The sequence below is a fragment of the Phaeobacter sp. LSS9 genome, from assembly GCF_003443595.1.
Lineage (GTDB): Bacteria > Pseudomonadota > Alphaproteobacteria > Rhodobacterales > Rhodobacteraceae > Phaeobacter > Phaeobacter piscinae.
Genome location: NZ_CP031956.1, coordinates 1,296,856 through 1,314,557 on the forward strand (window position 1 = coordinate 1,296,856; position 17,702 = coordinate 1,314,557).

The 17,702-nt window shown below is 60.8% G+C and carries 16 protein-coding genes; 4 read left to right on the top strand and 12 right to left on the bottom strand.

The features are described 5' to 3' along the window. Positions 1-47 precede the first annotated feature (47 nt). A complete protein-coding gene (locus D1820_RS06220) occupies positions 48-653 on the top strand; it encodes a DUF4174 domain-containing protein (protein ID WP_118068243.1) in 606 nt (201 codons plus the stop codon). An 88-nt stretch (positions 654-741) separates the two neighbouring features. Here the strand turns inward: D1820_RS06220 and D1820_RS06225 are convergent, their stop codons facing one another. The 7 genes from D1820_RS06225 to D1820_RS06255 all read right to left on the bottom strand — a co-directional run bounded on the left by D1820_RS06225 (position 742) and on the right by D1820_RS06255 (position 7,460). Beyond that, on the bottom strand, positions 742-1,266 hold the full coding sequence (locus D1820_RS06225) for a hypothetical protein (protein WP_254683366.1): 525 nt from the start codon (positions 1,264-1,266) through the stop codon (positions 742-744). Between the two features lie 9 nt (positions 1,267-1,275). Beyond that, a complete protein-coding gene (locus tag D1820_RS06230; RefSeq protein WP_118068245.1) occupies positions 1,276-3,321 on the bottom strand; it encodes an acetyl/propionyl/methylcrotonyl-CoA carboxylase subunit alpha in 2,046 nt (681 codons plus the stop codon). A 200-nt stretch (positions 3,322-3,521) separates the two neighbouring features. Continuing rightward, a complete protein-coding gene (locus D1820_RS06235; RefSeq protein ID WP_040170447.1) occupies positions 3,522-3,725 on the bottom strand; it encodes a hypothetical protein in 204 nt (67 codons plus the stop codon). 552 nt (positions 3,726-4,277) lie between these two features. Continuing rightward, positions 4,278-4,634: a hypothetical protein gene (locus D1820_RS06245; protein WP_118068247.1), complete on the bottom strand. Its 357-nt coding sequence runs from the start codon at positions 4,632-4,634 to the stop codon at positions 4,278-4,280. Positions 4,635-4,703: 69 nt separating this feature from the next. Further along, complete coding sequence (locus tag D1820_RS19085) at positions 4,704-4,844, bottom strand: hypothetical protein (protein ID WP_014880466.1); 141 nt, start codon at positions 4,842-4,844, stop codon at positions 4,704-4,706. A gap of 283 nt (positions 4,845-5,127) precedes the next feature. Beyond that, positions 5,128-5,511, bottom strand: coding sequence for a DUF6497 family protein (locus tag D1820_RS06250; protein WP_254683148.1), 384 nt, complete (start codon positions 5,509-5,511; stop codon positions 5,128-5,130). Between the two features lie 416 nt (positions 5,512-5,927). Next, complete coding sequence (locus tag D1820_RS06255) at positions 5,928-7,460, bottom strand: acyl-CoA carboxylase subunit beta (RefSeq protein WP_118068248.1); 1,533 nt, start codon at positions 7,458-7,460, stop codon at positions 5,928-5,930. A gap of 217 nt (positions 7,461-7,677) precedes the next feature. Between D1820_RS06255 and D1820_RS06260 the strand changes: the two genes are divergently transcribed. The 3 genes from D1820_RS06260 to D1820_RS06270 all read left to right on the top strand — a co-directional run bounded on the left by D1820_RS06260 (position 7,678) and on the right by D1820_RS06270 (position 11,678). Further along, entirely contained in the window at positions 7,678-8,907 is a 1,230-nt protein-coding gene (locus D1820_RS06260; protein ID WP_254683367.1) for a M10 family metallopeptidase, read from the top strand. A gap of 47 nt (positions 8,908-8,954) precedes the next feature. Continuing rightward, on the top strand, positions 8,955-10,166 hold the full coding sequence (locus tag D1820_RS06265) for a multidrug effflux MFS transporter (RefSeq protein WP_118068250.1): 1,212 nt from the start codon (positions 8,955-8,957) through the stop codon (positions 10,164-10,166). A 123-nt stretch (positions 10,167-10,289) separates the two neighbouring features. Continuing rightward, positions 10,290-11,678 carry a short-chain fatty acyl-CoA regulator family protein gene (locus D1820_RS06270; protein WP_118068251.1) on the top strand — a complete coding sequence of 463 codons (1,389 nt, stop codon included), beginning with the start codon at positions 10,290-10,292 and terminating at the stop codon, positions 11,676-11,678. A 104-nt stretch (positions 11,679-11,782) separates the two neighbouring features. Here D1820_RS06270 and D1820_RS06275 read toward each other — a convergent pair whose 3' ends face one another. The 5 genes from D1820_RS06275 to betC all read right to left on the bottom strand — a co-directional run bounded on the left by D1820_RS06275 (position 11,783) and on the right by betC (position 17,612). Continuing rightward, complete coding sequence (locus tag D1820_RS06275; RefSeq protein ID WP_118068252.1) at positions 11,783-11,971, bottom strand: hypothetical protein; 189 nt, start codon at positions 11,969-11,971, stop codon at positions 11,783-11,785. Positions 11,972-12,295: 324 nt separating this feature from the next. Beyond that, positions 12,296-12,535, bottom strand: coding sequence for a YdcH family protein (locus D1820_RS06280; RefSeq protein ID WP_118068253.1), 240 nt, complete (start codon positions 12,533-12,535; stop codon positions 12,296-12,298). Between the two features lie 180 nt (positions 12,536-12,715). Next, positions 12,716-14,371, bottom strand: a complete 1,656-nt coding sequence (gene betA, locus D1820_RS06285) for a choline dehydrogenase (protein ID WP_118068254.1) — start codon at positions 14,369-14,371, stop codon at positions 12,716-12,718. 210 nt (positions 14,372-14,581) lie between these two features. Continuing rightward, positions 14,582-16,039: a betaine-aldehyde dehydrogenase gene (gene betB, locus D1820_RS06290; protein WP_118068255.1), complete on the bottom strand. Its 1,458-nt coding sequence runs from the start codon at positions 16,037-16,039 to the stop codon at positions 14,582-14,584. A gap of 64 nt (positions 16,040-16,103) precedes the next feature. Next, positions 16,104-17,612 carry a choline-sulfatase gene (gene betC, locus D1820_RS06295; RefSeq protein WP_118068256.1) on the bottom strand — a complete coding sequence of 503 codons (1,509 nt, stop codon included), beginning with the start codon at positions 17,610-17,612 and terminating at the stop codon, positions 16,104-16,106. Positions 17,613-17,702 lie beyond the last annotated feature (90 nt).

Genomic DNA, 17,702 nt, shown 5'->3' on the forward strand with positions numbered 1-17,702 from the left:
TCGCAATTGCCGGGATGGGACATATATTCATCGCTACAGGAGAGCTGATGAAACACTTGTTTGTCTTTGGAAAAACCCCTTTGAGGTCGGCCGAGCCGCGGATTGGATCGGCTGGGATACTGGGGCTGACGGCTCTGCTTGCCATGGGGCTGCCGTCTACGGGCGTCGCACAACAGGCCGCTGCCGCCGCTGCGGAAGATACCGGGCTCATCACGGAAGAGACCACATCACCGGGGGCAAGCGACGCTGAGGCGCTGGTGGAGGTTGCGGATCCGCCTGCCGACCCTCTGGTGCAGCTGGTGCGCCCCGGCGCCAGTGTTGAGCTGGACGATCTGATGTGGCTGCACCGGCCCATCGTGGTCTTCGCCGACAGCTCTGCTGATCCCCGCTTCCATGAACAGATGGAGCGGTTGACGGACGGGGCCGAAGCCTTGCTGGACCGGGATGTCGTCGTGCTGACCGATACCGACCCCAGCGTAAAATCTGCGCTGCGCAAGAAGCTGCGGCCACGGGGGTTCATGCTGGTGCTGATCGGCAAGGATGGCGGCGTCAAACTGCGCAAACCGCAACCCTGGACGGTGCGCGAGCTGAGCCGGACGATTGACAAATTCCCCTCCCGCCTGCGCGAGGTGGAGGAGCGGCGCGGCAGCTGATCAGGCACGGTCCGATGCAAGTTGGCGCCGCCGTTGCGGGTGCCGCTGGAACTTCTATGCCGAGCACGAAGGGGAGAACGACAGCGCATCACGCCCCCCCGCCCTGCGCGTAGAACAGGCGGCGGTTGGTGCGATCTACCACCGCCATGAAGCGGGCGCGGGGTTCGTAGATCAGCACCGATGTGGGATCGAGAAGTGCGATGAGATAAGCGCGGCTGACCTCTTCCAGCATGCAGTCCTTACCGACAATGCCAGCGGCAAAGATACCGTTACCGCGGCCCTGATCCATCGTCATCACCTGAACCGAGACCATATTGGGCGACAGGCCATCAACCTCAAAGGCGACAGGTCGGTTGTTGTCGAGATGACGCAGCCCCGCGCGGATCGACCGCGCCTTGGTCAGCAGCGATGAAATGCGGGTCGCCTTCACCTCAAACACGCCAGCAGCGCAGTTGCGGCGGGAGAAATAGTATTGCGTCTCCCCCAGCTGTACCCAGTCGCCGACGGCGGCACGGGCCGCCGCCTCATCTTGCAAGGCGCAGCCCGCCAGCCCCGAAAGGGCCAGCGCCACACAGGCGACACGCGCCAGTTTGTGATATGACTGCACCGACATCATGTGGTGTTATTCGAATTCCATGATCACTTCGTCAACGGCGAGGCTGTCACCAGCGGCGGCGTTGATCGCGCTGACCACGCCTTTCCTCTCGGCGCGCAGGATATTCTCCATTTTCATCGCCTCAATCGTGCAAAGCGCCTGACCTTCCTGCACCTCATCGCCGACTTCGACCTCCAGTTTCACCACCAGACCCGGCATCGGGCAGAGCAGCAGCTTGGAGGTATCGGGGGCGATTTTTTCCGGCATCAGCTTGGCCAGTTCGGCCTGACGCGGGGTGCGGACATGGACCTTCAGATCGGCCCCACGCGAGCGGATGCGGAAACCGCCTGAGATCTTGCCAACTTTGACCACCAGACTGTCGTCGCCCACGGTGAGCCGCGCCAGCTGGTCTCCGGGCGTCCAGTCGGAGGCGACGCGCAGCGCGCTGCCATCGTCAAAGCGCACAGTGGAGCCGTCACGATCCGCATCAACAGTCACGTTGAAGGCGACATCCTGAAGGGTCACAACCCAGTCGCTGCCGACCTTGCGTTCATGGTTGTCCATCCGGCCCGATACGCGGGTGCGGCGGATTTCCGCAACCCGGTGCATGGCGGCAGAGGCGGCTGCAATCTTGCGCAGATCCTGTTCCGGCAGCTCGACCCCGTTGAAGCCTTCGGGATATTGCTCCTCGATGAAGGCGGTGGTCATGGTGCCCGCGATGAAGATCGGGTGATCCATCACCGCGCTGAGGAACGGCAGGTTGTGGCCAATGCCCTCAACCTCAAACCCATCGAGCGCATCCCGCATTGCCGCAATCGCCGCCTCGCGGGTGGGACCCCAGGTGCAAAGCTTGGCGATCATCGGGTCGTAATACATCGAGATTTCGCCGCCTTCAAAAACGCCCGTGTCATTGCGCACAGCAAGCTCACCGGCCGGGGCATCTCCCTGCCATTTGCCGCTGTCATGCAACGGGCCTGCGGCAACCTCCTGCGGCGGACGATAGCGGGTCAGACGCCCGATGGAGGGCAAGAACCCCCGATAGGGATCTTCAGCATAAAGGCGGTTTTCAATGGCCCAGCCGTTCAGCTTGACGTCGTTCTGGGTGATCGACAGCGGCTCCCCCCCGGCGATGCGGATCATCTGTTCGACCAGATCGACACCGGTGATCAGCTCGGTGACCGGGTGTTCCACCTGAAGGCGGGTATTCATTTCCAGGAAGTAGAAGTTCTTCTCACCATCGACGATGAATTCCACGGTGCCCGCGGAGGCATATCCAACTGCCTTGGCCAGCGCCACGGCCTGTTCGCCCATGGCGCGGCGGGTGTCTTCATCGAGGAACGGCGACGGTGCCTCTTCCACCACTTTCTGGTTGCGGCGCTGGATCGAACACTCCCGCTCCCCCAGATAGATGCCATTGCCGTGGGCATCGCAGAGCACCTGAATTTCAATGTGGCGCGGTTGCGTCACAAATTTCTCAATGAAAATCCGGTCATCGCCAAAGGAGTTCGCCGCCTCGTTCTTGGAGGACTGGAAACCTTCGCGAGCTTCGGCGTCACTCCAAGCGATCCGCATCCCCTTGCCACCACCGCCGGCGGAGGCCTTGATCATCACCGGATAGCCGATCTCGTTGGAGATTTTCACCGCCTCATCGGCGTCGGCAATCAGCCCCATGTAGCCGGGAACGGTGCTAACGCCAGCCTCCTGCGCGATTTTCTTCGAGGTGATCTTGTCACCCATGCTTTCAATCGCGCCGACCGGCGGGCCGACAAAGGCGACGCCTTCAGCGGCCAGCGCCTCGGCGAATTTGGCGTTTTCCGACAGGAAACCATAGCCCGGATGCACCGCCTGTGCGCCGGTTGCGCGGATCGCCTCCATCACCTTGTCGATGACAATATAGGACTGGTTGGCGGGCGGCGGGCCGATATGGACGGCTTCATCCGCCATCTTCACATGCAGGGACTGCTTGTCGGCGTCCGAGTAGATGGCAACGGTCTTGATGCCCATCTTGCGGGCGGACTTGATGACGCGGCAGGCGATCTCGCCCCGGTTGGCGATCAGGATCTTCTCAAACATTGGCTGTCCCTTGTCTTCGGTGTCTTCCGTGAGGTGCGAGGACATGCCCCGCCACGGTCTTGGCTTCGTCGGAGCACAAAAAAGGCCACGCCGGAGAGATCTCCGGGCGCAGCCTTTGTGCGGTGATGGATAGGCGGTTCTGGCGCATGCCCACGCGGGGCAAGCGGTCAGACGTCAGACCTGTCTGCGGGCAAGCGGCCTTAGCACTTGCGCGGATTTTCCTTGCAGTAGATGACATTGGCGGCGGCACCAACAGCTGCACCTGTGACCAGATTGCCGTTGAGAAGCGCCGAGCCAACCGCGCCGGCGCCGGCGCCATAGACGACCTGTTCGCCCGTGGTATCGCCACAGGCGGCAAGTGTGGTGCAGAGGCCAAAGGCCGCGAGAATGAGTTTTGCCTGCATGGGGGTGATCCTTCGTTGTGTGATCCAAGCTCTGCACAACTGTTTGCAGCCCCCCGGACAGGAGGCAAGGATATCCGATCTGCATCAAGGGGATGCGCAGAAGCCTGCCAAACACTGGGGGGCAATTGGCAAGCTTCCGCCTTTGCATCCAAGGAAAAAATGGGCAGGCCGCGATTGGGGGGGCAAACCTGCCCTTCCAGGCGAAGGGGCTGGATCAGATGCACGACAGGCTGACCTGTCCCAGTCAGATTGCCCCCAGCGCGGCGCAGAAACATCCCCTGAGTTGCAAACCACGCGGATTTGGCGAGAAGTCGCGCAAACCGGGAAGTCCCCTGCAGAATTACGCCGAAATCCGCCCAAAAAGGCCCATTTGACCGCCAGTTAGTGTCACCGCCCCGCAGTCCGGCAGGCCGTTTTACGGCCTGCGGAACAGCCAGAACCATAGATGACGCCAGCAACAGATTCGCCGGTTTCCTGTCGCCACCGCCGCGCCGCAACCGCCCTAAAAGGCGGTCACAGCAAAGAGGGCTATGGAGGATCCCGGCCAACATCCTAGCGGGCGCTTCCGTCGAAGACTTCGGGAAAGGACAGCTGGGCGGCATCGACGTCGATGACCAGCAGTGCGTCATAGCTTTCGGGATCAAACGGGTCTTCTGCCGCGATGACCTCACGGCCAAACAGCCAGCTGAGACGCCCCGCATCCAGATTGCCCCGTTCAAAGGGCTGATCGCCAAAGCAGTCCCATAGCGCCTGCATAAAGTCGGCATCGGCGCGCCGGTCCGCCGGTCGGCGGTCGCGAAACCGCTCGCGCCGGGTGATCGGCGTGACCCCCTTGGGGTTGGGACGACGGATGATGAATTGAAAATCGGTGCCCGGCAGACGACCGGGGAAGCCGCGGTGTTTTAGCATGATGGTGCCTCCGATCCGGCACCCCGCGGGACGGTGGAGTCCGGCCGCAGGGCCGGACCCCTGTAGTGATTACTTGTATTTGCCGGTGTAGACAGGCTCAGCCGAAATCGGCTCGGGCTCGACAACGACGTATTCTTCTTCCTGCTGTGCACAGGCTGCGGCGGCTGCAAGCAGGCCCGCGAGGGCAACGAGTTTGATGCTCTTGGACATTTCTGTCTCCCAATTGTGTCTTTGAAACCTGCGCGGGCCACGGCCGGCGCCTGCCTCATCCTCAAATAACAGATCACACGCATGTGATCTGACGCGAGAATAGCCGAGATGCGCGCGGTTTCACATCCCAAAGCCGAGCACGGCGGCAGTTCGCGGGATAAAGCTGCAAAAAAGCGCCAGTTTTCAGCCTTGATCGGCGTATTTGTGACGCCGGGCGCGACCAGATCGCGCCGCGGGGTCGCCATAGCGCGGATGGTTACATTCGGTGGCAAACAGGAGATCATCAGAAGGCCTCCCAGATGCAGTTGTCACCCTCGGGGCGGTAGCTTTCGAAGAACTGGGTTGCGGCGGAATCCGCCTGACCAAAAGGCACCGCGCGGTCCGACAGCGAAATCACTACGCGAGCGGGCGCCAGCTGGTGCTGCTGCAGATAGGTCAGGGCAAGTGTCTGGCAAAGGTGATCCATGTCCGGCGCCGCCTGCTCATAGCTGATTGCGGCCAGATCGCGCGCGATCTGTGGCGCCAGGAAACGGAAGCGCACCCAGAGTTCACCAGTGGTTTCATCCAGCAGCACCTCATGCAGATCGACGCTCTGCCCGGAGGGCACATCAAAGGTTACGGCATCCGCCCGCCCCGCAGTGCCAAGGCACAGGGCCGACGCGGTCAAAGCGGCGCAGGAAACAGATGTGATGACAGGCCCAATACCGCAGCCCCGACCCCAAAAACGATGGGCTCCTCCTGTCGGGGCTGCAGGCGCTGCACACGCGGTGCGCGCTGTCCGATATGAGCTGGCGCGGATCATGGGGCAGATTCGGTTCCGGTGTCAAACAAAGACGCAAATGTGGGCGCTAACGCATGTGGTCGCTCAAATTGATCGCATTTTGCGAACAATCCGCCCTGATTGCCGAGGATTGGTTCCAGACCCCTGATTTCCCACAGGCTTTCCCCGCCATCGCGGCAGCATATCCCGGCAAATCGTGGCGTTGACATCAGGGTTGCATCCTCATCTCCCCTCGCAACCAAGGCGATATTTACCTTTGGCCGCAAGGGTCTGGGTTCAGGAATTCCGGAATGGTTCGGAGCTCAAAGAGGGATATTGTCGTGTTTCTTCCACGGGTTTTTCAGCTGCTTGCCCCGCAGCGACGCAAAGGCGCGGCTGACGCGTTTGCGGGTGGATTGCGGCATGATCACCTCATCGATGAAGCCGCGCTCCGCCGCCACAAACGGATTGGCGAAGCGCTCTTCGTAGTCCTTCGTATGCTCGGCAATCTTGTCTGTATCCGCCAGATCGGCGCGGTGAATGATCTCGGTCGCCCCTTTGGCGCCCATCACCGCGATTTCTGCGGTCGGCCAGGCGTAGTTGAAATCGCCACGCAGATGTTTGGATGCCATCACGTCATAGGCACCGCCATAGGCCTTGCGGGTAATGACGGTCACTTTGGGCACGGTCGCCTCACCATAGGCAAAGAGCAGCTTCGCGCCATGTTTGATGACGCCGCCGTATTCCTGGCTGGTGCCCGGCAGGAAGCCCGGCACATCCACCAGCGTCAGAATCGGGATCTCGAAACAATCACAGAAGCGAACGAAGCGCGCGGCCTTGCGGCTGGAATCGATGTCGAGGCAGCCCGCCAGAACCATCGGCTGGTTGGCGACAACACCCACGGTCTGCCCCTCAAGGCGGATGAAACCGGTGATGATGTTCTTGGCGAAATCTTCCTGGATTTCGTAGAAATCCCCCTCGTCCGCGACTTTGTGGATCAGTTCCTTCATGTCGTAGGGCGTGTTGGGATTCTCTGGAATCAGGGTGTCGAGCGAGGTCTCAACGCGGCCCGGCTCATCAAAGAAGGGGCGCACCGGCGGTTTTTCGCGATTGTTCAGCGGCAGGAAGTCGACCAGTCGGCGGACCTCTGCCAAGGCTTCTACATCGTTTTCGAACGCCCCATCAGCCACCGAGGACTTCTTGGTGTGGGTCGAGGCCCCGCCCAGTTCTTCGGCTGTCACGACCTCATTGGTGACGGTCTTCACCACGTCGGGGCCAGTCACGAACATGTAGGATGTGTCTTTCACCATGAAGATGAAATCGGTCATCGCGGGGGAGTAGACCGCGCCGCCGGCACAGGGGCCCATGATGACGGAAATCTGCGGCACCACGCCGGAAGCCATGATGTTGCGCTGGAACACTTCGGCATATCCGGCGAGCGAGGCAACGCCCTCCTGAATGCGCGCGCCACCGGAATCGTTGATGCCGATGACCGGCGCGCCATTCTGAACCGCCATATCCATGATCTTGCAGATCTTTTGCGCGTGGGTCTCCGACAGGGAGCCGCCGAACACGGTGAAATCCTGGCTGAAAACATAGACCATCCGGCCATTGATAGTGCCCCAGCCGGTGACCACGCCATCGCCCGCGGGGCGCTGGTTTTCCATGCCGAAATCGGTGCAGCGGTGCGCCACGAACATATCGAATTCTTCGAAACTACCCTCGTCCAGCAGCAGTTCGATCCGCTCCCGCGCGGTCAATTTGCCGCGCCCGTGCTGGGCGTCGATCCGCTTTTGTCCGCCACCCAGTCGCGCTGCGTTGCGACGGTCTTCCAGCTCGGAAAGGATATCTTTCATGGCCATGCCCCCTGTTGAATTTCAGGCGACCATAGACGCTGAACACGCGAAGCCAAAGGCAATAATGGCAAATTTGCAAATTATTTGCGTAGAGGATGCGCTAATTTGCAAATCAGCGCAGAACCGCGCAGAAACTGCCGAAGCGGCGGGCGTTCTTGATGTGCTGACGGGGGAACTCGTATCACCGGGGTCGACTAACGGAAACGGAACACCCCCCATGTTACAACCTTCCCAGATTATTCAGGCCATGCAGTTCGACGGGTTCTACACCCGCAACCCGGTCAATACCGACAACGCACCCCGCCTCACCATCACCTATCAGTTCGCGGGCACCTCCGCGCCGGGCGACCTGCCCACAGGTTCGAGCTACTCCGGCTGGCAAAACTTCAGCGCCGCCGAGAAAGCCGCCTTCGCCGAGGCTTTCGACCATATCGAGACCTTTCTCAACGTCGATTTTGTCGAGGTCCAAGGCTCCAGTGACCCGGACCTCAACCTGGGCTCGGTAACGATACCGGGCAGCACCGTCGGCATCGGCGGCTACAGCATGAGCTTCCGCGGCGATGATATTACCCGCTGGGATGGCTATGCGGTGTTTGATAACACATTGGATATGTCACAAGACAATCGCGAGAGCCTGATCCTGCATGAACTGGGACATGCTCTTGGCCTGCAGCACACCCATGACTCAAACCTACCCGAGGACTATGACAGCAACCTCTATTCTGTGATGTCCTACCGGGAGAATCCGGTGAACGGTCAAGATAGCGATGCGATGATGCTGTTTGACGTGCTGGCCCTGCAAGACATCTGGGGGGCTGCGGATTTCAACACCGGCAACACCACCTATCGCGGATCGCGCACGGATACCGTGGATGTGGTTTGGGACACCGGAGGGACGGATACCTTCAACGCCAGCAACCGCACCACTGCGGTGGCGCTTGACCTGCGCGAGATGCATTTCTCCAGTTTTGATGCCGAAAGCGATGTGACCATTGCCGAGGGGGTCACCATTGAGAATGCCATCGGCGGCCGCGGACGCGATCGCATCACCGGCAATGATGCAAATAACCGGCTGGTGGGCGGCGGTGGGCGCGATACGCTGCGCGGCGACGGCGGCAATGACGCGCTGAACGGCAACAGCGGTGTGGATCTGCTGGTCGGAGGTGGCGGCAATGACCGGCTGAACGGCGCTGGCGGCAACGATCGGCTGGTGGGAAACAGCGGTGCTGATCTGTTCATCTTTGCCCGCAAAGGCGGCAATGACACCATCCGCGATTTTCAGGATGATATAGATACCCTGCGGATTGTCGGTCATGGCAGCAAAGCAGATGTGCTGGCCCGTGCCAGCGAGGTGGGGGATGATCTCTACTTCGATCTGGAGGGCAACCACAGCATCACCCTGCGCAATATGACGTTGGATCAAATCAGCGACGATCTGCTGGTCTGAGACCGCTGAATATGGACAATCGCCGCGGTGTGACCTAACTCGTTCACATGCGAACCATTCCGCGGCGATTTCTGGACCGTCGGTCCAACCCAAATATCGGCACGCTGATCCTGCTGTCAGGACTTTCGGCGCTGGCGATGAATATCTTTCTGCCCTCCCTTCCCGGGATGGCGCGGTATTTTGATGCTGACTACAGTCTCATGCAGCTTTCGGTCGCGCTCTACCTTGCGGTGAGCGCGATTGTACAGATCTTTGTCGGGCCTATATCGGACAAACTGGGACGGCGCCCGGTGATCCTCTGGGGGGTGGCGCTGTTCCTTCTGGCGACATTGGGCTGTCTTTATGCGCCCTCAGCCGAGATTTTCCTGTTGTTTCGGATGTGCCAGGCCATCGTTGCCTCGGCCATGGTGCTGAGCCGGGCTGCGGTGCGCGACATTTATGACAGCGATCAGGCTGCCAGCATGATCGGCTATGTCACCATGGGCATGGCCGTTGTTCCAATGATTGGCCCGATGATTGGCGGCGCACTGGAAGAGACCATCGGCTGGAAGGCCAATTTCTGGCTGTTGATGGCACTGGGGGCCGGCACATTTGCCATCGCCTATCTGGATCTGGGCGAAACCGCTCGCAAGAGTGGCAAAACGCTGATGGCCCAGTTCCGGGAATACCCCGAATTGTTGCGGTCCCCTCGGTTCTGGGGCTATTCGCTGGCCTCGGGCCTGTCGTCAGGGGCGTTTTTTGCCTATCTCGGCGGCGCACCCTTTATGGGGACGCAGGTCTATGGACTGTCGGCGGCGCAATTGGGCGTGTACTTCGCCTCCCCGGCAGTTGGCTACTTCGTCGGCAATTTCCTGTCCGGGCGCTATTCCGTGCGAATTGGCCTCAACCAGATGGTGCTCTGGGGGTGTCTGATCAACGGTGTGGGCGTGGCGCTGTCGCTCGTACTGGCGCTGCTGGGGGCCGACAGCGTTTATTCCTTCTTCGGGTTCATGACTTTTGTCGGGCTGGGCAATGGTATGGCCATCCCCAATGCCACCGCCGGCGCGATCTCCGTGCGCCCGCATCTGGCGGGGACAGCGTCGGGGCTGGCCGGCGCGATCATGATTGGCGTGGGCGCGGGCCTCAGCGCTTATGCCGGCTATCTGCTGGTACCGGGATCAACCCCGGTACCCCTGCTGGCCATCATGCTGGGGACCGCCGTTCTGGGATTCGTCTCGATCCGGGTGGTGATCCGTCGGGAGAAATCACTGGGTATCTGAACCGGGTATCTGAAAGAGTGGTACCGCAGCCGGGGCGCTCAACACCTCAGTCCAGCCCCCTATTGCGCCAATTGATTTGCAATTCTACAATTGCGACACCCTCAGTTTGCAAAGGTAGCTCACATGGCGCAACAGAAACTCTATGCCGGGGCCAAGCTGCGGGAAATGCGGCTGCGCCTGTCGCTGACACAAAAGGAGTTTGCCGCCAAACTGGGCGTCTCCCTGCCCTATCTCAATCAGATGGAAAACAACAACCGGCCGGTGTCGACGACTGTGGTGCTGGCGCTGGCGCAGGAGTTCGGTCTGGATGTGACGGAGCTGTCTGCCGGCGACAGTGAGCGGCTGGTCAGTGACATGCGCGAAGTGATGGCTGATCCGGTTTTTGCCGATGACACGCCCCCGATGGCGGATCTGCGGCTGACGGCTTCCAACGCACCAGCCCTGGCGCGGGCGCTGCTGACCCTGCACCGTGCCTATCGACAGACCCATGAACGGCTGGCCTCACTCGATGAAGCCCTGGGGCGGGAGGATGCGCGCATTCAGGCCTCCCCTTGGGAAGAGGTGCGCGACTTTTTCCATTATTGTGACAACTATATCGACGCGGTCGACCGCGCGGCAGAGAATTTCTGCGGGCGGCTGGATGCGCGCAGCGCGGCAATCGCGGCGCTGGATCAGGCCGGGATCAGCGTGGTGTTCGGCGATATCGACGGGCTGCGCAAATTTGATCCGGCGGGAAAGGTGCTGCGACTGTCCAACCGGGCCTCGCCGCAGACACAGCTGTTTCAGCTGCTGTTGCAGGTGGCACTGCTGCATCAGAATGACCTCTTGGAGGCGACGCTGGATTTTGCAAAATTCCACAGCGATGCGGCCCGTTCCATTGCCAAGATCGGGTTGGCCAATTACTTCGCCGGGGCAGCCATGATGCCCTATCGGCAGTTTCTGGAAGCGGCGGTCGAATGCCGCCACGATCTGGAACTTCTCTCAACGCGCTTTGGCGCCTCAATCGAGCAGGTGGCCCACCGGCTGTCGACGCTGCAGCGCCCCGGCGCCAAGGGGGTGCCGTTTTTCTTTGTGCGGGTGGATCAGGCGGGCACAATCACCAAGCGCCACTCGGCCACCAGATTGCAATTCGCCCGTTTCGGCGGCGCCTGTCCCTTGTGGAATGTGCACCGCGCGTTTGAAACGCCGGGGCGGTTCCTGCGGCAGCTGGCAGAGACGCCGGATGGGGTGCGCTATATCTCGCTGGCGCGGGATGTCTCAAAACCCGGCGGCTCCTTTGGCTCACCGGTGCGCCGCTATGCCATCGCGCTGGGATGTGAGGTGCGCCATGCTGACGCGCTGGTCTATGCGGATACGCTGGATGTGAGCCAGAACAGCGCCTATGAGCCGATCGGGATTTCCTGCCGCATCTGCGAGCGGCGGGACTGTCATCAGCGGTCGGTGCCGCCGCTGGAACGGCGGCTGAGCATCGACACCGACCAACGCGGCGTGCTGCCCTATGAGGTGAGCTGACCGTGTCGGCTGCGGCACAATGCCTTACAAAAGGACGTTGCTAAGGGGTTCGCAGGGTCCTTGGTCCCCGGGTGGCGCAGCGGCCTGCACACAAGACAGGCAGATCAGCCGCGCAGCCGGGTCAGAAGTGTGGACACAAAGGAGGCTTTCCGGGGCGGCTCCACAACATCCGGATGGCTGATATCCTCGGCGGTCAGGATCCGGCGCACAGCCGCCAGAATTTCGGCATCGCTGTCAGTCCCAGCGGTTCCGTGCATGTCCTCACCAAAAACAGTCTGGCAGCTCTGTTCCATCTGGCGTCTCCTCAACTCTGACCGCTTCGGCAATGATCCGCGCCGAAGCCCATTCGTTTGCTGTATCCAGCACTATACGAAAGCGTGGGAGATCGCCCTATTTTGCCTCAAATTTGATGAAATTTGGTTAATCTTCGCGATGAGGCGGAAACAGTCACCCCCTATTGCCGCATTGTTTCCACAACCTGCGCAGCCGTGGCTTGCTGGGTCCGTTTTCTGCAGACTTCATGACCAATAGGACCCCTTCGTTGAACCGTCAGAATTGCCGCCTCCAAAATAAAAGGGCGCCAGAGGCGCCCTTCCGTGCTGTATTTTCGGCAGAGTTCACGCCTTGGACAGAATGCCCCAGATTTCATCCTTCAGTGCAGCGCGCTGTTTGCGCAGGCCAGTTTCGGCCTCGGCGCTGACCGGTTCTACATTGGTTTCCGCACGATGCACCGCGCGGTTCACTGCGTGATACTCATCCGAAAGTTTGGCAAAATGCGCGTCAGTTTGTTTCAGCTGGCTGATCTGCACGGTTTTATCGGGGAATTCTTCGGCCAGCTCATGTGGGGTGTTGGACATCTGTTCGCTCCTTTTTCTCAGCGTCAGCCAGAGCTTAAGGCGTCGGTCTGCCACCCACTTTGACGCGGATCAAACGCCGGGCGGCAGCGCATAAAAAAGACGCCCGCGCAACATTGTGCAGCGGGCGTTTCAGGGATCGTTACCAAGGGCGATCATGATACCGGGATCGCCGTACAGTGGTTAGCGCTGTGAGCCTTCCCAATTCGGGTTGAACCAGGGTTCCGCATTGGACGACGGCAGGCGGCGGCCCAGAATATGGTCAGAGGCCTTCTCGCCAGTCATGATCGAGGGGCCATTGAGGTTCCCATTGGTGATCCGGGGGAAGATTGAGCTGTCGGCAACACGCAGGCCCTCAACGCCGATGACCCGGCATTCCGGATCAACCACCGCCATCGGATCCTCCACCGCACCCATCTTGCAGGTGCCACAGGGGTGATAGGCGCTTTCCACGTGCTCTCTGATGAAGCCGTTCAGCTCTTCGTCTGATTGCAGCGCGTCGCCGGGCTGGATCTCATGTTTGACGAAGGGTTTCATCGCATCCTGCGCAAAGACTTCGCGGGTCAGGTGGACACATTTGCGGAAATCCTCCCAGTCCTTCTCGGTCGACATATAGTTGAACAGGATCTTTGGCGCGTCCTTGGGGTCGGCAGAGGCCAGCGTGACCTCTCCGCGCGACTCCGACCGCATCGGGCCGACATGAGCCTGGAACCCGTGGCCTTCAGCTGCGGCCTGCCCGTCGTAGCGCACGGCAATCGGCAGGAAGTGGTATTGGATATCCGGGTAGTCCACGCCCTTGTCAGAGCGGATGAACGCGGCGCTTTCGAACTGGTTGGAGGCCCCAAGACCGGTTTTGGTGAAGAGCCACTGCGCGCCGACCAGCGCCTTGCCGAAGAGGTTCCAGTATTTGAACAGGGTAATCGGCTGTTTGGAGGCAAACTGGAAGTAGAATTCCAGATGATCCTGCAGGTTCTGGCCCACGCCGGGGCGGTCCGCGACCACCTCAATGCCATGTTCAGCCAGATGTTTTGCAGGCCCAATGCCGGAGAGCATCAGCAGTTTGGGCGAGTTCAGCGAAGATGCCGCGAGAATGACCTCGGCCTTGGCCCGGACCACCTCGATCTTGCCGCCGCGCTCAACCTCGACCCCAACGGCGCGCCCGCCCTCAATGACCACCTTGCGCGCCAGGGCGCGGATCATCTCGCAATTGTCGCGCTTCAGGGCGGGTTTCAGATAAGCGTTGGCAGCCGACCAGCGCTGGCCCTTGTGGACCGTCATCTCCATCGGGCCAAAGCCCTCTTGCTGCTCGCCGTTGTAATCCTTGGTCACCGGATAGCCGGCCTGTTCCCCCGCCTTGACGAAGGCCGCGTGCAGCGGGTTGTCGCGGGGGCCGCGGGTCACATGCAGCGGGCCGTCGGTGCCGCGCCAGTCGGGATCGCCGCCATGGCCACGGTCATCCCAGGTTTCCATGCGTTTGAAATAGGGCAGCACGTCGGCATAGGACCAACCCGCAGCGCCGCTGTCGGCCCAATGGTTGTAATCGCCCGCATGGCCGCGCACATAGACCATCCCGTTGATAGAGGACGACCCGCCAATCACCTTACCACGTGGGCAGACCAGCTCACGGCCCCCCAGATGCGGTTCCGGCTGGGATTTATATCCCCAGTCGTACATCGACATATTCATCGGATAGCTCAGCGCGCCAGGCATCTGGATGAAGGGGCCCGCATCTGTGCCCCCGTGTTCGATGACCAGCACCGATTTCCCGGCCTCACTGAGCCGATACGCCATGGCACAGCCGGCTGATCCGGCGCCGACAATCACATAATCCGCATTCATTGCGTCTCTCCATTGCGGATTCGGGGTGGGTCAAGGATGCCTGTGGCACCGCGCCCTGGCGCGGCTTGTCCTTGAGGCATCCCGAATCTGCCTCATCATTGTTCTGGTCTGCTGAGGACGCAAAGCGTCCTCAGCGACCTCTCAGCAACCCCTTCCCTTTTGCCCTTTTGGGCAACGGGGCGGGTGGGTGGGCGTGGCCCAAAAGGGCAATCAGAACGCCGCTTCGACGTCGCCCATGCGGACGTAGACGGATTTCACCTGGCTGAAGTGCTTGATCGCCTCTTTCGAGTTCTCGCGGCCGACGCCGGAAGCCTTCACCCCACCAAACGGCGCCTCTACCGGCGCGTCATTGTAGGAGTTGATGAAGCAGCTGCCCGCCTCAAGGTTGCCAATCACGCGGTGGGCGCGGGTGAAATCCTTGGTGAACACACCAGCCGACAGACCGAATTCGGTGTCATTGGCGCGGGCCACGACCTCTTCCTCGGTGTCGAAATCGAGGACGGACATGACCGGGCCAAAGATTTCTTCGCGCGCAATGGTCATCTCGTCGGTCACATCAGCAAAGACGGTCGGCTGGATGTAATAGCCGTCCATATCCGCGCGCGCGCCGCCGCAGATCACGCGGGCGCCCTCTTCCTTGCCCTTCTCGATATAACCCAGCACGATGTTCATCTGGTTCTCGGTGACCATAGGGCCAAAGCTGGTGGCCTCATCCATCGGGTCGCCGAGGATGGCATTGCCGGTGCGCTCGGCCAGACGGGCGAGGAATTTTTCCTTGATGCCTTTTTGCACAAACACGCGGGTGCCGTTCGAACAGACCTGGCCGGAGGAGTAGAAGTTGCCGTTGATGGCACCACCCACGGCGTTGTCGATGTCAGCATCATCAAAGATGATCAGCGGCGACTTGCCGCCCAGTTCCATGGTGACGTGCTTCATGCCTGCGGCGGCGGCGGCATAGACTTTCTTGCCGGTCGGCACCGAACCGGTCAGCGAGACCTTGTCGACGCGCGGATCAGTGACCAGCGCGCCGCCCACTTCGCCCATGCCCTGTACGACGTTGAAGACACCTGCAGGGGCACCGGCCTCGATCAGGATCTCGGCGACTTTCAAGGCACACAAGGGTGTGGTCTCGGAGGGCTTGAACACCATGGAGTTGCCGCAGGCCAAGGCAGGCGCGCCTTTCCAGCAGGCAATCTGTGTTGGGTAGTTCCAGGCACCGATGCCCACACACAGGCCCAGTGCCTCGCGCTTGGTATAGACCCAGTCCTCGCCCAGCGGAATATGCTCACCCGTCAGCGAGGCCGCCAGACCGCCGAAGTACTCCAGCGCGTCAGCACCGGAAGTGGCGTCGGCGACCAGCGTTTCCTGCAGCGGTTTGCCAGTGTCATAGGTTTCCAACACGCTGAGATCGTGGTTGCGCTCGCGCATGATATCGGCAGCACGGCGCAGGATGCGGCCGCGTTCGGTGCCGGTCATTTTGGCCCATTCTTTCTGGGCTGCTTTGGCGGTGGAAAGCGCCTGCTCGACGATCGCCGGAGTTGCCGCGTAGACAGTGGCGATCTGCTCGCCTGTGGCGGCGTAGATCACCGGGATCGGCGTTCCGGCGGTGTCCTCGACGTATTCGCCGTTGATAAAGTGGCTGGCTTTGGGCTGTGCGGGGTGTGTCATGATTTTATGCCTCCGGCGGGGATATTTAGGGCCAGAAGATCTGGCTAAGGAGTGTCTGCGGGTCTTATTCGCCGCGAGGAAAGCGGTTGCCGTCCTCAACGTCGTTCAGATCCATATGGTTGCGCATGTAGCGCTCGGATGCTTTTTGCAGCGGCTGGTAGTCCCAAGGGTAATAGCCGCCCTGGCGCAGCGCCTCGTAGACAACCCAGCGACGGGCCTGGCTGGCGCGCACCTCGGCGTCAAAGCGCTCCAGATCCCAACGCGCCTCTGATTTGGCGCGTAAGGTCTGCAGCGTGCCTGCATGGGTCGGGTCATCTGCAAGGTTGTTGAGTTCCTGCGGATCCGCCTCCAGATCAAACAGCTGATCGGGGTCCAGCGCGCAGCGGTTGTATTTCCATTTGCCATAGCGCAGCGAGACCAGCGGCGCATAAGAGGCCTCCGCTGCGTATTCGATGGCAACCGGTTCGCTGCGCTCCGTGCCCATTGCCAGCGGCAGCAGGTTTTGCCCATCGGTCCAGGGTTCGATTTCCGCCATATCCACACCGGCCAGCGCGCCCAGCGTTGGGGTCACGTCCAATGTGGACACCGGCGTCTCGATCAGCCCGGCAGGCAGGTTTGGCGCCGAAATCATCAGCGGCACGCGGGAAGAGCCTTCAAAGAAGCTCATCTTGAACCAAAGCCCGCGCTCGCCCAGCATATCGCCGTGGTCGGAGACAAACAGGATGATCGCCTCCTGCCGGGTGGTTTCCAGCACCTCAAGGATCTCGCCAATCTTGTCATCAAGGTAGGAGATATTGGCGAAATAAGCGCGGCGGGAGCGTTTGATGTCCTCTTGCGAGATGTCAAAGCTGCGCCAGTCATTGGCGTCAAAGATCCGTTTGGAGTGGTTGTCGTGATCTGCATAGTCCATCGCCGGGACCTGTGGCAGCAGATGCTCGCAATCCTCGTAGAGATCCCAGTATTTCTTGCGCGCGACATAGGGGTCATGCGGATGGGTGAAGCTGACGGTCAGCGCCCAGGGGCGCTCATCCTTGCCGCGCGCCAGATCATAAAGCTTGGCCTTGGCGTGATAGGCGACCTCATCGTCATATTCCATCTGGTTGGAAATCTCTGCCACCCCTGCGCCGGTGACGGATCCCATGTTGTGATACCACCAGTCGATCCGCTCACCCGGTTTGCGATAATCCGGCGTCCAGCCGAAATCGGCCGGGTAGATATCGGTGGTCAGGCGGTCCTCAAACCCGTGCATCTGGTCGGGGCCGACGAAGTGCATCTTGCCCGACAGGCAGGTGTAGTAACCCGCGCGCCGCAGGTGATGCGCATAGGTGGGGATATCGGAGCGGAATTCAGCCGCGTTGTCGTAGACGCCGGTACGCGACGGCAGCTGACCGGACATGAAAGAGGCACGGCCCGGCGCGCAGAGCGGCGAGGCGGTATAGGCGTTTTTGAATCGGGTGGAGCGGGCTGCCAGTTTCTTGAGATTAGGCGCATGCAGGAAATCGGCGGGACCATCAGGGAACAGCGTGCCGTTCAACTGGTCAACCATCACGATGAGGATATTCGGGGCAGTCATCTTTCCAACGTCTCCTTGGTCTCTGCGATGCGGCCTCTGGCCGGGTAAACTGTTACGGCAAGCGGCATCCTGCACAGGGTGAGAACCATG

Excerpts from the sequence above, each read along its gene's own strand:
- D1820_RS06265 (WP_118068250.1), top strand. The coding sequence starts at position 8,955 with ATGCGAACCATTCCGCGGCGATTTCTGGACCGTCGGTCCAACCCAAAT.
- D1820_RS06280 (WP_118068253.1), bottom strand. The coding sequence starts at position 12,535 with ATGTCCAACACCCCACATGAGCTGGCCGAAGAATTCCCCGATAAAACC.
- D1820_RS06245 (WP_118068247.1), bottom strand. The coding sequence starts at position 4,634 with ATGCTAAAACACCGCGGCTTCCCCGGTCGTCTGCCGGGCACCGATTTT.
- D1820_RS06230 (WP_118068245.1), bottom strand. The coding sequence starts at position 3,321 with ATGTTTGAGAAGATCCTGATCGCCAACCGGGGCGAGATCGCCTGCCGC.
- D1820_RS06275 (WP_118068252.1), bottom strand. The coding sequence starts at position 11,971 with ATGGAACAGAGCTGCCAGACTGTTTTTGGTGAGGACATGCACGGAACC.
- D1820_RS06260 (WP_254683367.1), top strand. The coding sequence starts at position 7,678 with ATGTTACAACCTTCCCAGATTATTCAGGCCATGCAGTTCGACGGGTTC.
- D1820_RS06235 (WP_040170447.1), bottom strand. The coding sequence starts at position 3,725 with ATGCAGGCAAAACTCATTCTCGCGGCCTTTGGCCTCTGCACCACACTT.
- D1820_RS06225 (WP_254683366.1), bottom strand. The coding sequence starts at position 1,266 with ATGTCGGTGCAGTCATATCACAAACTGGCGCGTGTCGCCTGTGTGGCG.
- D1820_RS19085 (WP_014880466.1), bottom strand. The coding sequence starts at position 4,844 with ATGTCCAAGAGCATCAAACTCGTTGCCCTCGCGGGCCTGCTTGCAGCC.
- betA (WP_118068254.1), bottom strand. The coding sequence starts at position 14,371 with ATGAATGCGGATTATGTGATTGTCGGCGCCGGATCAGCCGGCTGTGCC.
- D1820_RS06220 (WP_118068243.1), top strand. The coding sequence starts at position 48 with ATGAAACACTTGTTTGTCTTTGGAAAAACCCCTTTGAGGTCGGCCGAG.
- betB (WP_118068255.1), bottom strand. The coding sequence starts at position 16,039 with ATGACACACCCCGCACAGCCCAAAGCCAGCCACTTTATCAACGGCGAA.
- D1820_RS06255 (WP_118068248.1), bottom strand. The coding sequence starts at position 7,460 with ATGAAAGATATCCTTTCCGAGCTGGAAGACCGTCGCAACGCAGCGCGA.
- betC (WP_118068256.1), bottom strand. The coding sequence starts at position 17,612 with ATGACTGCCCCGAATATCCTCATCGTGATGGTTGACCAGTTGAACGGC.
- D1820_RS06270 (WP_118068251.1), top strand. The coding sequence starts at position 10,290 with ATGGCGCAACAGAAACTCTATGCCGGGGCCAAGCTGCGGGAAATGCGG.